The sequence below is a fragment of the Azotobacter armeniacus genome (genome assembly GCF_054779355.1).
The window spans coordinates 1-16,368 of the sequence record NZ_BAAGYK010000028.1; the positions used below are offsets into that span (position 1 = coordinate 1).

The window sequence follows — 16,368 nt, forward strand, 5'->3', positions numbered from 1 at the left end:
CGGGTGCCCTTCGTCACCTCGCTCGGCGTCGGCCTGCATCTGGAGGCCTGGGGCGTGCCGGCCGAGCGCATCGTCGAGCTCGACTGGTGGGAACGCACCGTGCTTCCGGGAGGCCTGGCGATCACCGCCGCGCCAGCACATCACTACTCCGGACGTGGGCTGCGCGATCGCAACGTGACGCTCTGGTCGTCCTTCGCCCTGCGCGGCGAGCGGCATGCGGTGTTCTTCAGCGGCGACACCGGGCTGTCGCCGGCCTTCGCCGACATCGGCCAGCGGCTCGGGCCGTTCGATCTGGTGATGCTCGAGGTCGGTGCCTGCCATCCGGCCTGGGGGAATATTCACCTGGGGCCGGACAATGCCCTGAAGGCCTGGGCGCAACTGGGCAGCGGGCGTTTCCTGCCGGTGCACTGGGGCACCTTCAACCTGGCGATGCACCCCAGGTCCCAACCAGCGGATGTGCTGCTGGCGCAAGCCCCGGAGGGACTGGTGATGCCTCGCCTGGGCGAGCCGGTCGAGCCGGCCCGGGTCGAGGCGGTGGAGCCGTGGTGGCGTGGGGGGACCAAGGCCGACTGGCAGGGTGCTGAGCAGCAGGACGCCGGACTGCCGACGTTCCCCGTTCAGGACTAAGCGACAATCACCAGCCCTTCCTCATCAGTGTTTCAAAATCCCGCCGCGACAAGACCTGTGCGCAGTTACGCCAGTCGTTGTCGGTTGGACGTAGGGTTGCGTTGTATCGCAGATCGAAGCCCGTCTCCTGCTTCTGGGCATTGATGTACTGGTCCATCAGCTCACCGAGATGTTCGATGTCATCGATCCACTCGTCTTTGATCGTATCCGGCAACGAGCCAAACAGATCGAAGCGGTCCTTCATACGCTCGGATAGGCGGTCGTAGACCTTCTCATCCACGGTCTGTTCGTTGACCAGATTGAGCATGTCCACCTTGTCACGGGTCTGACCGAAGCGCTTGATGCGGCCGATACGTTGTTCGAGCTTGGTCGGATTCCATGGCAGGTCGACGTTGATCAGCGTGCCCAGCGTCTGCAGGTTGAGGCCTTCGCAGGCTGCATCGGTGGCGATCATCAGGCGGAGCTTGCGGTCTGCGACCATGCGCTTGAGGGTTTCCCGCTCAATGGCCACACTGTCGCCTTGGCGGTACAGCCGACTCCGGCCGGCACCGGCATACAGGCCGACGGCCTCGTCTGGATAACGACCGGCGAGCGATTCCGCGACCCAGCGGGCGGTATCGTAGTATTGGCTGAAGATAATACAGCCCAGGTCACGCCAACCTTCGATGTCCAGATAGTGCAGGATCGCTTTCAGCTTCGGATCTTCTTTAACTCGCTGCAGGCGATCCAGCAGCCGCTCTAGAGCCAGTTGCTCGTCAGTGCTCTGGACTTGCACCGAAGCTTCGCCTTCGTCGCTCTCCTCAGTGATGGTCTCACCACTCAGCAGCTTAGTGGCGGTATTGATGCCCGCGATGATACTGCTACAGATGCGTTGCTCCATCAGGTTCTTCATGAAACCACTGCCGCGCCCGCTACGAGCCAGAGCCTTGCCGAAGCCACGCGCCTGGTTGTAAGCCTCCCGGAAATCTTCGCTGGAGCGCAGAGCCAACCCCTCGAAGAGCGCATGAAATCGATGTACATCCTTGACCAGCCCAGCATCAGGATGAACGTCCACGCCGATAGCTTTCAGGAGCCCCTCCTTCTCCAACGTGGTCCGCTTACGCAGCACCACATGGCGTACAAAGGGGTTCTCACGCTGGAAGAAACTGGCCCCAGCGACACGACGCTCCAGCGCATCCTCCAGAACCTCACGGGCATCCTCGCTCACATCGGAGAACGAGCTCCCAAGCCAATCGTTCTGCTGTAACCCAAGATCCTGGCGAATCATGCTGTACAGCCGGCGAGCTTGGCCGTCTTGAGTAGAGTTGACTGTCGGCAAGGGCGCACGAAGCAGATGCCAGGCATACCCCACATCCGTCACATCCTCCTCTCCAGACAGGATCGGGATGATGCCTTTGGGCCTATGCCATTCGGAAAAGTCCCCACCCAATACGAAATTGCCTTTGCCCTGGTGTAGAACACGCACCAAGTCCCACAGATCCTCCCTGCGGGTCTGGATCGGCGTGGCCGTACCCAGAAGGACGTGATCCGAACGGGCAGCAATGTCGCGGATGAATGCCAACAACTCGTTTGGTGTACCCGCATCCTTGCCCATTCCCTGGCGAGTGCGTGCCTTGTGGGCCTCGTCAAGTATGACTAAGCCGAAGCCCCCGCGAAGTCCGAGCAGATGCTCCTTTTCCAGTGAGTCTCGCAGCATGAGCCCCGTGGAGATAATGCCGATCCTGAGTGGGCAGCTTGCAACGTGCTCTGCACCTTCAGGGGAGATCGCTCGCCCCTGCTCATCGAGCCAGACCTTCTGCTGGGTTTGCCACCGAGCACAGGGCACCCCCAGCTTGTCCATCATCTCAGTCTGCCACTGCTCGCAGAGCGTTGCCGGCGCGAAGATGATGACGGGCTTACTGCGCCCTTTCTGCTCAGCCAGCAGGCTCAAGGCGAGAGCGGCCGTGCCCATGGATAGCGTTTTTCCCAGACCGACCTCATCAGCCAACAGCAGCCGGACAACACCATACTCCTGGTAATGCTTCAGGCACTCGGTGACGAAGCCTTGCTGCCAGGGCTGGAGAGAGAAGCCCTCGCGATACAACGGTGATTCGATCAGAGCGGCAGGTGCGATCTGTTCAGGCTCTACCACTTCCTCGATGGACACCTCATGGCGGTGACTGCGCCTGGTAATCTCTCGGCACACGGCATCAGGTAAAGGCTTGGCGGCATTCCACAGGTACTCGAACTCAGCCTCAATCCATGCGACCCCCTCAGGAGAGTCGTCGGACCATAGGATCTCGTAGTGACTCTGCCAGCCGCTGCTGGTCTCGTTCATTGATCCAATGAAGCCCAGCTTGCGACCATCGGCCAGATCGATCACGCCAGCCTTGCCATGCACGAAGCCACAAGCGCTGTCCGGCGCGACCCGGATAACTTGGCCACGCTTCTCCAGAAATGCAGCCAACCGCTGGTAGCGTTCACGATTCAGCAACGACTCGGCCTCAACCGAGCGCTCGTTCAGCTTGCCCAGTAGCTTGGCTTCACACACCTGAGCCACCCGCAAGTCCTCGGCCTGAATGTCGGCGTTGCAGACAATCTGCACCTCGGGGATCTGCTCGATCAGCTCTCCGGCGACCTCAAACAGCGAACTGGTGAAGTAGCCGGCGATGCGTCGATAGCGCGTGGCCCCCTTGAGGTGTTCGGCCAAGAAACTCTGATCCAGCGCATGGGTGCGCGAGGACATGCGGGTGATCGTCATAACCCGACCTCTCAGGAGTCCAGACGCTGGGTGTGCATGCGCGAAGCCAGCACTTCCGCTGCCGACCGTACCGCTGCACTGCTGGATTTACTCTCCAGGAAGCGAGCCAGGCCGACCAGCTTTGGACGGATCTCGAAGTAGTCAGGCAGATCTTCCATCAGCGTCTTCACCACGGACTGCGGTTCGACTTCAGCCAGCAGCTGCTGGATGGCGATGATCAGGAGCCCCAGCCAGGTCGGGCCAATTTCGGTACTTTCGGTCAGCTCACGGGAGGTGAACTCGTCGGCCTGCTTCAGTCGCGCACCATTGGCGGTCATGCTGGCCATAACCCTGGTGTAGTCCTCCACACGGAAGGCCTTGGCGAAGTTCTGATAGTTATCCAGCTTCGAGGCGCCGACCGACTCCATGTCCAGCATGCGCAGATAGAAGCGCTGGATGCCGCCGATGGCTTGCCAAGTATCCAGAGCTACCCCTTCAGGGACCAACAAACTGTTGGCTGCTTCAGAGGCTTGCTGGACAATCTCGTCCACCACAGTGACCTCACCTCTGACGCGGGGTCGCAAGGCGAAGGTGGTGACATCGATCTCGCCGATCTTGGTGTAGGCGGTCAGGACTTTCAGAGCAGCAGCATAGCCGGCCATTTGCAGATCAGCATCATTGAACACTGGCTCGCCCATGCGCGCCTTGGTCTCATCGTTGATGTGCATCATCTGGTTGATCTGCGCATCCACCTCCTTTCGTACAGCTGGCAGAATGCGTTGCTTGAAGCCTACCTTTTCACCGGCCGGACGCTTGCGCAGCATCAGGGTGACGGTGCCTTGCACGTAGCCTCCTTTTTTCAGCTCGGAGGATGTCTCGGTGGCAATGTACCAGGCCGCCACGACCTGAAGGCCAGCTGCCCAGAAGATGCCCACCATGTCCGACCAGACCTCGGTGCTCTGGTGGGTGAACATCACGCACTGCATACCGTTTTCGGGCATGTGCGCGCCCATCGCCTTGTAGGCGGCAACCATGCCGCGCCGAAAGTCTTCATCAGAACCTCTGATGGTCAACGCCCGGCGAGAATCCCACACCCAATCATCGAAAGGTTTAGGTGGGCTCTTTCGCAGCCAGGCGATAAAGAACTCAGCGATTTCGTGATAGTTCACCGCATCAGCATAGGGCGGGTCGGTTATCCAGAATTCGGCGTCCTGCTGAAGCGCGGCTGCTTCCTTGTTCTTTACGGTCAGATTCCCTGCGATGCTACTCAAGGCATCAGTGAGAAACAGATAGTTCTTCCCGGTTACGAACGAGCGAACGCCGTAGAAGAAGTTAGTGTTGTATGCCTGGTTGTAAAAAGTCTGCGTAATCGACTCGCGAGCCGCCCCGGTGCCATAACGGCACAACTTGCTCGACCAATCCAGCATCTTGGCCAGCGAAAGGCACAGTGCTGGTTGAACATCAGCAGGCATCCGCAGAATTTGCTCATGCACCAAGGCTGCTACGAAAATCTGCCGGGGGCTGAACATATGATGCCAGTGGGTCCAACCCCTCTCACGAATAGGCTGGTTTGTGTTGTATCCCGGCTCAATCGCCATGTCAGGCACTAAGCCTAGGGTCTGCCAGCTGTTTAAGTTATCAGCGACAAACTGCTCCACGTACTGCTCTCGCGCCAGATCGGCGGCGGTGGGGGCGGCAAACCAGGTGTCCTGGCGGCCCGCATCCAGCGTTTTCTTGCTGATCCACTGAATCGCGTACAAGCGCTCCTGAAAGATGTCGTCCGGGAGCGGCTTGAACTCATGCTTTTCCCAGCGGCGCAACTTATTGCCCGCCGTGCCGTCGGCGTTCCGAAAGTCACCGCGTAGTGTCTTGATGGGCGTGCGATAGGTCTTGCCGTCCAGGGCATACACCATATTGCCGTCTTGCACTGTGCCATTCTCTGCGGCCTTCATCTCTACCTTAGATGCACCTGAGATAATTTCGATGTCGAACCGCTTTTTCTTTGAATCAGGCTTCAAAAGGGCGATGGCATTGCGCGTCTTGGAAACTATCCAGGTTGGGGACAGCGGCACCATCCACCCGGTCTCTGGGCAACGCGCCTCAAGGCACCAGAGGTAAGCCTTGGCCCGATTCCCATCGGCATCGTGTTCGATGCCAATCTCGGTGATACGCTGATCAACAGCCTTCGCCAAAGCAGACTGGGCCTGCGAAATCTCTTCACGCCGAGTGCTGGGAGCTCCGATGATTTCTGCGCCCCCCCAAGTCAGCATGCAGGCGACGGGGTTAAGATCGGAGGCGTAGGCGTCGCATCCGATGCGTGCCGCCTCGAACGGTATCGAGCCTCCACCAGAGAAGGTGTCGCCGACGCGTGGCCGATGGCCGTAGCGGAGGATGCCCAGCTGCTCCACCAGCTCGGGTAAGGACTTCACGTTTATGCCCAAGTGGGCATAGTGTCGATTGACCGCTGGCCACACCGGCGCGTAGAGCCATGCTTGATCCAACTCCTCTGGGCGCTTGCCCAGACTGGCTTTTTGCTCATAGCTAGTGCAAGTAGCCAGCAGCTTGCGATAGATAACCAGCTTGCTGTCATCGCTGAGGCTGCGCTGCCAACGCAGAGTGATGCCCTCGGCATTCGCATCCAGCGGGAAACGCATCCAGCGAACATCACCACCAGTGACATCACTTCGCTTGATCGTTGCCTTGAAATAGCGCCATGGCTCATCAAGTTGGATGCGGGTGGCAATCTCTGCAGTAGACACGGTGTTGCCAACCAGAGCGCGGCGTGCCAAGCCTTCATCGTCGAAGGCCATGAGCTTTTCGAAAAGGGCGAGATCGGCCTGCGCATCGTCAGTAGGTGGCAACAGGCTGGCCAGTACAATGGCGCGCACCAGGATCAGTGGTTTGCGACCTTTCCAGTAAGAGCCCAAGCCTGTCAGTGTCTGGCTTTGTACCGAAGTCCGCTCTTGCTGTGCCTCAAACGACACCTTCTGCGCCGGAAACACAGTCTCGATCAGCGCCGGGGCATCTTTCAGAGCAAATGGCACCAGCTGCACGGTATTCATTGAAGTCATTTCGGTCTTCCTTAATCGAACAGGCCCAGCGTCGGACGCTCGGTATCTTGTTTGCGTGCTTTCACAGCCTGTGGCTTGAACAGTTCACTGTGGGCAACGTCGCCCAGCGCATGGCGAAGGGCCAGACGCCAACCCTTGCTGCTGTCATGCACGCCGCCGGTGCTCATGGCCGTCATACCGAACAGCCACCAGCGCTCTTCAGGGCGCAAAGCCAGCCAGTTGCGTACGGCAATCGGAATGTTCTCGGGAGCCATGCCCTCGACGGCCCAGGCCAGCACACACAGCTCTTTACCGAGCAGGCGATCTACAGGGTTATCACCCACCTTCCAGGCACTGACGCGCAGATTGTGTTCCTTGAGGCGCAGATTGAAGGCACGCTGCACCTCGCTGCGGATCGCCGTCCAGCGCGAGCGCTCTAGCACCACACGTTCGATGATGCTGGTTTCTAGCCCCTGAGCCTGCAGTCCGAGGCTTTCGATGATGCGAACTGCGCCCGTCGAACTCTTTGGTACCTCCACCAGGAAGTGGTGTGGATCAGTGATGGCAGGTACGCCAAAGCCGATGGTTGGGCGCTCTGGCGCCCTGGTTTTCTTGGCCCCACTTGCAGTCTTGCTGGGGGAACGAGCCATGCCTGACTCCTCTATACGTAGTGCGTGGGCCATGGGTCATTCTTCCTGAATCACATCGCCAGGACGCAGCTCTACGCCGCTGAGCTTGGCGAACTCCTTAGCAGCAAAGCCATTCTCAAAGGCTGCTCCGCTGCGAATCTGTACGGTAACGGCTTCTTGCTCGTTACCCAGCGCCTTACGCAGTCCGTTGATGGCTGCTTCGATCACGGAAGCCGTGACCTCACGCTCGACAAAATTGATGCTCACGGTGTTCTCACCTTCACCAATCTGGATACGAACCCCCTTGAAGGTGGCCTGCGAGCTTTTGAAGGTGTTGAGTACGCCAAACACTTTTTCGGTGCTGTCGAGCGACACCTTCTTGTTCTCGGCCAGCTTCGCCGGCTTGGCGTCGTCGATCTGAACCTGTTTGTCGTTAGCAGCCGGGATCTGGAAATCGGCGGTCCGAGTAGCCTCCCCCGAGCAGGCATAGACCATCAGGCGTGCTGCTTGCGAGCCAACCTCGAAGGGGCCGCCGTACAGCTCCCCATCCTTCGGGTTGGAGCCATCCAGGGTGTAACGCATGTCGGCCGCTGGTATACAGGACAGGGTGACCATGCGCTTGTCGGCGATAGCCTGCACCTGATGACGAACGCGGAGCTCGGCCACCCAGCGCTGTGACTCGCCGGTTTCGTGCTTGCCTTCGCTGTCCACGGCCAGGAAGTACAGGGTGGCTGCGTCGGTGGTGAAGTTATCCAGATCTTCGACTTTCGGATCACTGGGACTGACCTTGGCGGTCAGAGCGTAATGAACCACCGGGCTTTGGCCGGCATTACGAGGAATCAGGGCGAGAGTGGTTTCCCCTGTCGCGTCGTTCGTCGCATGCATGGTCACGTTCACAGCGGTCTTTTCTGCCGGGAACGGTCCTTTCTCGATGTACCCATCAGTCCCTTGTCGCCAGCGGCCTTGCTTCAGGGCCTCTGTCTTGAGGGTCTCCATGCCGCTACCACCCGGCATCCAAGCCCAAGCCGGATTGCTCTTGGCGCGCATCAGCACGTCCTTCCATGGCGTTCTACGGTCATTCGCCGGCCAGAGATCTTCCTCGGCCATCGCCCAGTAGGTGCCCAGCTCTTCCGACAGGTTGAGGATCAGCTTGTAGTTGGCACGGGGGCTGGCAAGAAGCTGCTCAGTCTGGTGTTCGGCAGAGTTGCTGCCTTGGCCCATGTTCAGGCCGTTGTCGATGGTGGCCTGCATCAGCTGGGCATCGCCGGTCATCTCATCGATGGCTGGGAAATAAATCCGGTTGTAGGCGCCGGAAAGTGCTTTGTTGAAGCGCTGCTGAGCATCTTCCAGACGATCACGTGCCTCCTCGAAAAGGCTGTCGCCATCCTTGAGGCGTTTGCAGATGGCTTCGATGGCATACAGCTCGCGGAGGCGATCCTCGACCGTATCGGCCAGGTAGCTGTCCTGACCGGACAGCACCATGAAATTGTTCTTCTCCTGCTGGTACTCGAAGAAGTTGACCAACTCGCTCGGCGGCAGTTTGCCATCTGGTCGCACCACGATCAGGACGCGCGGGCCGCTCAGCTTCAGCTCATCCAATCGCGGCAGTACCTGAACATCCTGATAGGCTTGTTTGGTAACCGGCTGGAGCACCGCTGTCAGCTTGTTGATCAGGGCCTGATCGATCTTCGGCTGAGGAATGTCGCGTGCGTTGCGCTCGATCTGACGGGAGAGGTTTTCCGTTTCCTTGATGAAGAAACGCTCCTCCTCGCGGTGCAGATACCACGCCTGCTCGCGCAGCTTCTCCAGAGCGGTCTTGAACTCGTCTGGTTTGCGGTTGGGAGCAGCCAGGAACTCGATGATCTCGGCTTCGGTAAGACCAATCCGACCACCGACAGCCCGAGAAAGCGAGGAAGCCAGCAGCAGTGCGCCGACCTGCAGAGCGGCATCGCTGCCTAGATTTGCATCGATCTCCTCGGCGATGGATTGGCCATCATCTGCGATGTCATGAGCCATTGCTGGGCGCAGCGAGTTGGCGATACGACCAACCTCCTCACGCACGGCATCGTCATTCAGGCGCAGGTGCTGAGCCCCAACCAGGAAGACATCATCGGTTTCGCGGTCAACGACGCTCTTGAGCAACCGCGCAGCGAACTGCATCAGACCTCGTGTCTGTCGGAATCCCTCGTTCTCTTTGAACAAGGCGACCAGATGCTTGAACGAAGGGTGGAACGGATAGGTTTCCCTGATCTGTTGGGCGACCTGCTCCAGGCTGGTTGCCACAATGTATCCACCATCAGCAGCGGCCTTGATGCGCTGGGCATACTCCTCGGCGACATCGTTGATGACCGATTCATCGGGCATTTCCAGGATCAGGCGTTTCTTCAGGATCTCGTAGATCTCGTTGCCAGCGAGCTGAACAGGGGTGATGGTGCTGGCCTGACGGCGGGCTTCCTGCTGGAGGTTGGAGATCGCCTCAGCAATCGCCTTGGTTTGAGCCACATAGCTGCCGGACAGGTTGGCGATCACGATGCAGCAGCGGGGCAGCTCTAGGGCAGCGCTCATCAGGCAGCTGAGCGTGTAGGTGGTCACTGTGGCCAGTGTGCCGCCGCCGATGACTGTGGTGCTGGCGTTTTCAAGGTAGGGCGGCAGCTCATCGAGCATGATCAGAGTCGGCTTGTCGCCGATGATCTTCTTCCAGCCAGCTTGGTCGACCGCACGCGGGCCATTGACCCAGTACGGCTTGATGGCTTCCTCCTCGCCCAGCTGGGTAGCAATTTCGCCCCAGATGTAATTCTCTGGATTGTTACGGCCAGTGAACGCCGCTACTCGAACCTCGCCAACCTCGATCCGCTTGGAGAGATCGGCAGGCAGCACCTCGCTACGCAGATGCGGGTGCTTAGCCAGCAGGCCTAGGGCGATCATCATGTGGGTCTTACCGCCACCCATTGCCTGGGTCAGCTCGAAGACCGCCTGGTCAGACTTGCCATCCAGCCGCAGCATCCCCTCACGGAACAGCTGCTCCATCCCTGATGTGATGTAGTTTCGTGCAAAGAACTCGTGACCATCTCCCTCATCGGAGATTAGGGCTGAAAGGTTCTCAATTCCTTCACTCATCCGATAATCATGGATGATGGGGTTGAAGGTGCATGCTTGCTTGACTGCCTTGAGCATCTGCTCGACTCCCTGAGTTTTCTTAATCGTTGCTCGACTGACTGGAGAAGTTGGTGGGCTGCGGAATGGAAAGCTCACGGCTTACCTGCTGCAGAAACCACTCGCGCATAGTCAGCCCACGCGCCTTGAGAGCGGCATAGATCTGCTGCTTTTGAGCAGGGTCAACCTCGATCACAATGCGATTGCTTGTTTTTATCGACATAAGGCACCTGGCCAGTATATGTAACGTGACGTGATGTTAAGGCATGGAGGGATTAATCGGTAGCTGAGCGGTTGGGAGACTGGCATGTCGAGGCTACCCGCCGGCCCTGGGCCGGCCTAACCACCCGCTTCGACATCGTGCTGGGCGACGAGGCCCAGGACATTAACCCGGTGATCGCCGGCCTCCTGGCACAGCAGGCCGCCTACGGCATGGGCGTCGTCGTCTGCGGCGATGGCCACCAGATGCTGTACCGCTTCCGCGGAGCCGTCGACGCCCTTGATGCCCCCTGGCTGGCCGACGCCGAGGTGCACTATCTCACCCAGTCCTTCCGCTTCGGGCCGGCAGCGGCCCATGTCGCGAACATGGTGCTGCACTTCAAGGGCGAGCGCCGGCAGTTGGCAGGCCTTGGGCAGCAGACGCGCATTGCCAAGACCCTGCCCACCGACCTGGAACACCGGGCGATCCTCTGCCGCACCGTGGTCGGCGTCATCGAGGAGGCACTGGCCTGGGTCGAAACCGGGGCGAAGATTTTCTGGGTGGGCGGTATCGAGGGCTACAACCTGCAGGATCTCGAAGACCTGCACGCCCTGTCGAAGGACAAGCCCGACCGGATCAAGGGAAAAAAACTCCTCCAGGATTATCCCAGCTACGACCTCTACAAAGAGGTCGCTTTCGAAAGCCAGGACTCCGAGTTGACCCGCTCGGTCAAGATCGTCGAGCAGTACAGCAAGAATCTGCCGGAGCTATTCGCCAAGCTGCGCCGCAACGCGGTCACCGACGAGCTGGAGGCCAGCGTCACCCTGAGCACGGCGCACCGGGCCAAAGGGCTGGAGTGGGAGGCAGTACAGTTGGCCGAGGACTTCTCCTTCGAGCCCTTCAAGTCGGACAACGACCCGGAGGCCTGGGTGGACGAGTTGAACCTGCTCTACGTGGCCTGCACCCGGGCCATGCAGGTGCTGGCCGTCAACTCGACCGTGTTGGTGATCATGCAGGAGTTCGTCGACCGCCGCGACGGCAGGAAACCGGACACGCCGCTGGCCTTCCAGAAGAAAGCGCCAGCGGCGGCATAACTCCTATCGACAGTTCCCGGCCCGGCGGAACCCGGCGGCCTCGGCATCTGCCGCCGAGCCAAACGAGACACGATTTTTTTCCTGCACTTGCTCGTAGCTCGGGCAGCCGACCGGCAGGTGGTAGACCTTGCTGGCGCTGTTGCCGATCACCGGGGCGCCGTTGCCCTGCTCGGCAACCTGCATCGGCTGCGCTACCGGCCGGCGGGCTGGCGTAGCCGGCCCCTGCCCGGCCAGACCTTCCCGGCTTGGCTTGTGCCCCAGCGTCCAGGTGCGCTCGCCCGTCACGAACGGGTTGTGGTACCCCGTGACCTTCGCAATCCGCTGATCCCGCTCGCGCTCCCAGGCGCTGGCCGGGTACATCCGGTTCCAGGCCATGAACAGTTGCTGCTGCTGGCGCGACATCGACAGCCCGTAGCGGTCGTGCATGTAGAACTGCACCCGGGCAACCAGGCCCTTCACCGCGTCCCGGGGCTCGGTCACCCGCTGCTTGAAGTCCGTCCTGGTTGGGCAGGCTCCATACTGCGCCGGCGTCGAGGGCAGCATGCCATAGCGGTAGTTGCTGCGGTCTGCGTTCACTTCTCCAATCGTGGGCGACAGGTTGTGCATGTCCGCCTCCATCACGCGAAACACCGGATCGCTCGTCTTGCAGTTCTCCCGGCCGCCCTTTTGCCAACACTGCCGCTGGTGGCCCAGCACCCAGGCCGGAACGATGTGCTCCCACTCGATGCGTTGGGCTCGGTTGCTGTCGGTCCGGACTTCGTAGCCACAAGACTTCAGGTCGAGCCGGCCGCCGGAGCGCCCCATCCATGTCCACCGGCAACCGCAATACAGGTCCCCGACATCGGAAGTTTGCCGGTCGAAGTAGACCTTCTCGCGCAGGGAGATCTTTGCTTTCTCGAACGACTCCGGGGTGTCGGCCAGAACATGCTGGCCAGTCATAGCAATAACTGAAGCGAAAAACAGGACAATCTTTTTCACTGGTTTTCCTTGGAAGTGTTGAATACAGAAGTGCTGTCGGACACTCAAGACCGGGCGCGATAATGCGATTGGAAAAGTCGCCCCATCCCTTCTACCAGACAGCGCCACATTTCCGTGAGAAAGGTATATCCGGTGACCGGGTCATCAATAGTTAGGCCTATACCATTTTCACCGTCCTCATTGCCGCTTTGAAGCCAATCGTAGATGTGAGCCAAAAAGATATCCTCGACTTCTCGTTGGCTGAGATTGAAGTTCCTGATGGCTGGTGCAGAAGGAGATTTCCAAGCCCGTCCTTTAATGGCTGGCATGCCTCGGAGTTGCCATTGCCCGCCGCCGACAGCCTTCAGATGGCATTGATAGTATGCCTCGTCGGCATCTCTCCAATGTTCATGGTATTTCAACAATTCGCGATAATCGGCCAATTCTGGATATTCACACTCCTTGAGTAATCCTCGTTGCCCTTCACTTTCGGGCTCCACCCATACCACTTCAGCCCCCAGCAAGTCGAAGCGCAAAGCCGCTCGCATGAGCGCGGACTTGGAGTCCGCCAGGAAGATGGTTCCGTTCTGGCCGAGACGGATCACATCATCCACATTGGCGAGAACGACGGCCATATAGGGCTTGCTTTTGAAATGCGGGGCGATCAACTCCTCGCAACGGGAGGCCGATTCCAGAGAAAAAATCTTATCGCCCAATACGTAGTTGCTGGCCGGAATCATAACCGCATGGTCACTCACCGACAGCGGCAAGGGCAGTACTGCGATGGACGAAGCGAGAATAGGTGCGGGCATGCGTAGGGTTCCTGTGCCGTTTTGGAGACTTTGACGCTACCGGGTTTCTGGCGGGCTGTGCGTCGCTTTCCGGCGCTTTTGTGGCCGGAAAAGAGGCTGCTCGTGCACCACCTGGTTCGAGCGCCATCCCGGCCTCCAGTGGTGCACGCAAGCGCAACGAGGTGAACCGACAACGAGGGACCAATTCAACAAGCCGCCAGGAAGCCCACCAGTTGCGCTTGGCCATAGGGGAAGGAGATGGCCTGTAGCGCCTTCACTACTGCCCGGCGAGCTGGCTACAGGCTTGAGCGCTTAGGGGGGCAGAAGGCACACCGCTCGAGGCAGAACTCGCCGGCCCTCCCTCGCAAATTTGCGATCCCCCTGCGCTCTGGTCAGTTTTTGACCACCCCATGCTGGCGCGCATCACGCGAGAGGCCGGCCGTGTTTTCCACAGCCTTATTCACCACGGCTGGGGATAAAACATCATCGAGCTGATGGATGGAAAATTAATACTCATCCTACGCATACACCAAAACTCCCGATTTTCTGCAACCTGTAAAGGTTAGCTATCAGAAGCTCTCACCTCTACGTTGATAACGCTGATCATAATTTAGCTGCTCATTGCACGCTCTGCTGGACAGCATTAGTACGAAACTTGATTAAGCCGAACAGGGCTAAAACTATGACGAAGCATCCGAAAGCACAAACTGCTAAGGAAGCTGATATGGCAGTTGACAATGCACCGACACAAAGAGCTGGCACTCCAACACCAAGATAGATAGCCACGTTGTATGCGGCAAGAACTTCAGTACGTGCTTCAAGACTACTAATTGCTGCATTTAGAATGCGAGTCGCACCAAGAAATGTCAGCCCGTGGCCAATACCGCCGACTACCGAACTAAGTAAGATGACGGCAAGCTCCTCAGATACCTCGCCAAGAATAAGCAGTACAGCCGCGACAGCAAGAATGCAGTATCCACTCTGCAATGCAGTTTGTGGGTGAGCCCGCATTGCAAATACTTGTGTGATTCCCGAAACGATGAGAATAACTCCGGCAGCAGTAGCAGGGGCCACAAGGCTACTATTCTGCAGGTGACTAGCAATAACAACAGGAACAACAGACAGAAACATTGCTGTAACTGACCACGCAAGGAACGCAGCGATCGCAGATGTCACGAATGCTTCTCGGACTGGTTCTGGAACTCGAGGCCAAGTGATTGTTGATGCATGCTGCTTGAACTTGAGTAGAGTAAAGCTTGGTAGTAATAACAGAGCCAAGAATATGATGATCAACAAATAGGGGGTCAGAGTAGGTTCAGTAATGTATTGAGCTATGGCCGCACCGATGACTGGTGCTGTTCCTCCACCAAGTGTCATTGCAAGACCGGTCGCAAGCGCAGCACGATGATGATTACCGCTGGGTTCAAGTCGAACGATAGCGGCTGCCAAATTACCGGTCGATATGCCAACCGCCACTCCTTGTAAAATTCTACCAAGCAAAAAATAAACAAAGGTCCCGCCAAATCCTATGATTGCGGTTCCCAATATTGCAAAGATCAAAGCGAAAATGACAATAGTGCGCAACCCATACTTTGCCGATAACCATGAGGAAACAAGCAAGGTTGGAATCAAACCGCCAATATACGCTGCAAAAACCTCAGTAATTTGAAAAGAGGTTAGAACATGAAGAGACTTATAGAGAGGGTATACGCCAGACGCTACGTTTGTGCTCATCATGAGAACTGTGGAGCAGGCAATACACGTCCAATATGAGCTTTTAGTCAAGGCAGTGCTATCCATTAATTTATATCCCTATTCAAAACAAGCGCGTATTTCTCTTCGGGCGACTGCTTCTGGCCGTATCTTGCTTATTATGAAGAACTGCTCGATATTTACTTGTGCAACTCTCTACTTCGCGACACACTTTCACACCAAAACATCCTTGCCACTCTCAGCAAGCTGCTGCTCATATATTACCCGGTTCACCAAACACCAGGCCGCCCGGTAGCCATGGATATAATCGAAGCGCTCGCCAAAAGGATCGATCAGGTAAAAGGGATGCTCCTTGAAGCGCAAACCCCCAGACGAATATTTTTCGCTGTGAATCCAGATCGTGTCATTGATAGTGGATATGGAACCCAAATCGCTCCAGGCGTAATTAGCCCCAGCACAAAAAATTCCCTCCGGTTTTATCTTGAACAACTCCATGAGTTTACCTGGTGCGATTTGCGAACAACCGTATGCAGTTCCCTCGGGAATTATCGGGGGCCAGAGTCTGCCGGGTGCCACTTCTCGGAATTCCATATTGGAGCTCTCCTTCGATAAGTCTGGAGTTGGGCCGGCCAGCCCGCTGTACATGGGCCGTGCTGTCCCTGCTTCACCTGGCAACATGCCAAGCACCGCCACGCACGATAGCAGAGCTAACCAGCCTGCAAAGGCCCCATGAGGCGCCAGCAAGATCAACCTCCCTGGCCCGCCTCCGAACAGCCTACCTGGGCGTCCCTCACCCCCCATTGCCCATCATGCTCACCTGGGTACCACCTGCTGATCGGTGCCCCTGCACCTGAGCCATTCGCTTCGCTGGGGGGCCACCCACTCGATCACCCGCTCGAGCTACCACCAGCCTCTCGCCGACCACCCACCGCCCTGGCTCACCTCCGAGCAGCCTGCCAGGGTATCCCTCGGCTGCCCCTGATGCCCGACAAACGATCGGCGCCCACTGACCCGCTCGGCCTCTCTTTCACCTTCCCCGTTCGATCCGATGGACTTCCCCCGCAGCTCAACCTGATCGCCCAGCGGATTTTCTCCTCTCGAATCAGGCCCCTTCCGCCAGGCAAAAATCCCGCTGCCAGACCATCGCTCCGCCCCTGGGGATGACCATTCCGAGTGCCCCGACGCCGAGCAAATTTCCGCTGCGCGACACAGTGGTCTCCGACCCGCTTCGCGACACAAAATCGGCCAAAGTAGCGGACTACACATAAACTAATTATGTAAGTCTGGTGGCTCACTTACATATAGGGAAATCAGCGTTTTCAGCTGTCATGGCGCCAATCAGTGAAAACGGCCCTGCCAATCAGTGAAAGCCGCGTGGTTACTGGCCTTCAGCAATTTCGACGGGGGCATTGCCGGGTTTGGATGAGCTAATCAGT

At 58.2% G+C, this 16,368-nt stretch carries 11 protein-coding genes; 2 read left to right on the top strand and 9 right to left on the bottom strand.

Annotated features, from left to right (window positions below):
• Positions 1–627 (top strand): MBL fold metallo-hydrolase (locus tag ACYVD0_RS05955; RefSeq protein ID WP_460425959.1); only part of this gene is annotated, 627 nt, incomplete at its 5' end.
• A 7-nt stretch (positions 628–634) separates the two neighbouring features.
• Here the strand turns inward: ACYVD0_RS05955 and ACYVD0_RS05960 are convergent.
• Genes ACYVD0_RS05960 through ACYVD0_RS05980 form a run of 5 tightly spaced genes read right to left on the bottom strand, consistent with a single transcriptional unit; the run spans position 635 to position 10,374 of the window.
• Complete coding sequence (locus ACYVD0_RS05960) at positions 635–3,367, bottom strand: phospholipase D-like domain-containing anti-phage protein (RefSeq protein WP_460425960.1); 2,733 nt, start codon at positions 3,365–3,367, stop codon at positions 635–637.
• A gap of 11 nt (positions 3,368–3,378) precedes the next feature.
• Complete coding sequence (locus ACYVD0_RS05965; protein ID WP_460425961.1) at positions 3,379–6,417, bottom strand: anti-phage-associated DUF1156 domain-containing protein; 3,039 nt, start codon at positions 6,415–6,417, stop codon at positions 3,379–3,381.
• 11 nt (positions 6,418–6,428) lie between these two features.
• Entirely contained in the window at positions 6,429–7,046 is a 618-nt protein-coding gene (locus ACYVD0_RS05970; protein ID WP_460425962.1) for an anti-phage-associated DUF3780 domain-containing protein, read from the bottom strand.
• A 36-nt stretch (positions 7,047–7,082) separates the two neighbouring features.
• Positions 7,083–10,199 carry an anti-phage-associated DUF499 domain-containing protein gene (locus ACYVD0_RS05975; RefSeq protein WP_460425963.1) on the bottom strand — a complete coding sequence of 1,039 codons (3,117 nt, stop codon included), beginning with the start codon at positions 10,197–10,199 and terminating at the stop codon, positions 7,083–7,085.
• Positions 10,200–10,221: 22 nt separating this feature from the next.
• A complete protein-coding gene (locus ACYVD0_RS05980; protein ID WP_460425964.1) occupies positions 10,222–10,374 on the bottom strand; it encodes a hypothetical protein in 153 nt (50 codons plus the stop codon).
• A gap of 98 nt (positions 10,375–10,472) precedes the next feature.
• Between ACYVD0_RS05980 and ACYVD0_RS05985 the strand changes: the two genes are divergently transcribed.
• Entirely contained in the window at positions 10,473–11,471 is a 999-nt protein-coding gene (locus ACYVD0_RS05985; RefSeq protein WP_460425965.1) for a DEAD/DEAH box helicase, read from the top strand.
• 3 nt (positions 11,472–11,474) lie between these two features.
• Here the strand turns inward: ACYVD0_RS05985 and ACYVD0_RS05990 are convergent, their stop codons facing one another.
• From ACYVD0_RS05990 to ACYVD0_RS06005, 4 genes are all read right to left on the bottom strand, one after another.
• The gene (locus ACYVD0_RS05990; protein ID WP_460425969.1) at positions 11,475–12,410 is read right to left on the bottom strand and encodes an endonuclease; all 936 of its coding nucleotides are present in this window, start codon (positions 12,408–12,410) and stop codon (positions 11,475–11,477) included.
• Between the two features lie 83 nt (positions 12,411–12,493).
• Positions 12,494–13,240: a hypothetical protein gene (locus ACYVD0_RS05995; protein WP_460425966.1), complete on the bottom strand. Its 747-nt coding sequence runs from the start codon at positions 13,238–13,240 to the stop codon at positions 12,494–12,496.
• A 597-nt stretch (positions 13,241–13,837) separates the two neighbouring features.
• Positions 13,838–15,019, bottom strand: coding sequence for an MFS transporter (locus ACYVD0_RS06000; protein WP_460425967.1), 1,182 nt, complete (start codon positions 15,017–15,019; stop codon positions 13,838–13,840).
• A 126-nt stretch (positions 15,020–15,145) separates the two neighbouring features.
• Positions 15,146–15,427 (bottom strand): hypothetical protein, encoded by a 282-nt coding sequence (locus ACYVD0_RS06005; RefSeq protein WP_460425968.1) that lies wholly within the window; start codon positions 15,425–15,427, stop codon positions 15,146–15,148.
• Between the last annotated feature and the right edge of the window lie 941 nt (positions 15,428–16,368).

Excerpts from the sequence above, each read along its gene's own strand:
- ACYVD0_RS05960 (WP_460425960.1), bottom strand. The coding sequence starts at position 3,367 with ATGACGATCACCCGCATGTCCTCGCGCACCCATGCGCTGGATCAGAGT.
- ACYVD0_RS05965 (WP_460425961.1), bottom strand. The coding sequence starts at position 6,417 with ATGACTTCAATGAATACCGTGCAGCTGGTGCCATTTGCTCTGAAAGAT.
- ACYVD0_RS05970 (WP_460425962.1), bottom strand. The coding sequence starts at position 7,046 with ATGGCTCGTTCCCCCAGCAAGACTGCAAGTGGGGCCAAGAAAACCAGG.
- ACYVD0_RS05975 (WP_460425963.1), bottom strand. The coding sequence starts at position 10,199 with ATGCTCAAGGCAGTCAAGCAAGCATGCACCTTCAACCCCATCATCCAT.
- ACYVD0_RS05990 (WP_460425969.1), bottom strand. The coding sequence starts at position 12,410 with ATGACTGGCCAGCATGTTCTGGCCGACACCCCGGAGTCGTTCGAGAAA.
- ACYVD0_RS05995 (WP_460425966.1), bottom strand. The coding sequence starts at position 13,240 with ATGCCCGCACCTATTCTCGCTTCGTCCATCGCAGTACTGCCCTTGCCG.
- ACYVD0_RS06000 (WP_460425967.1), bottom strand. The coding sequence starts at position 15,019 with ATGGATAGCACTGCCTTGACTAAAAGCTCATATTGGACGTGTATTGCC.
- ACYVD0_RS06005 (WP_460425968.1), bottom strand. The coding sequence starts at position 15,427 with ATGGAGTTGTTCAAGATAAAACCGGAGGGAATTTTTTGTGCTGGGGCT.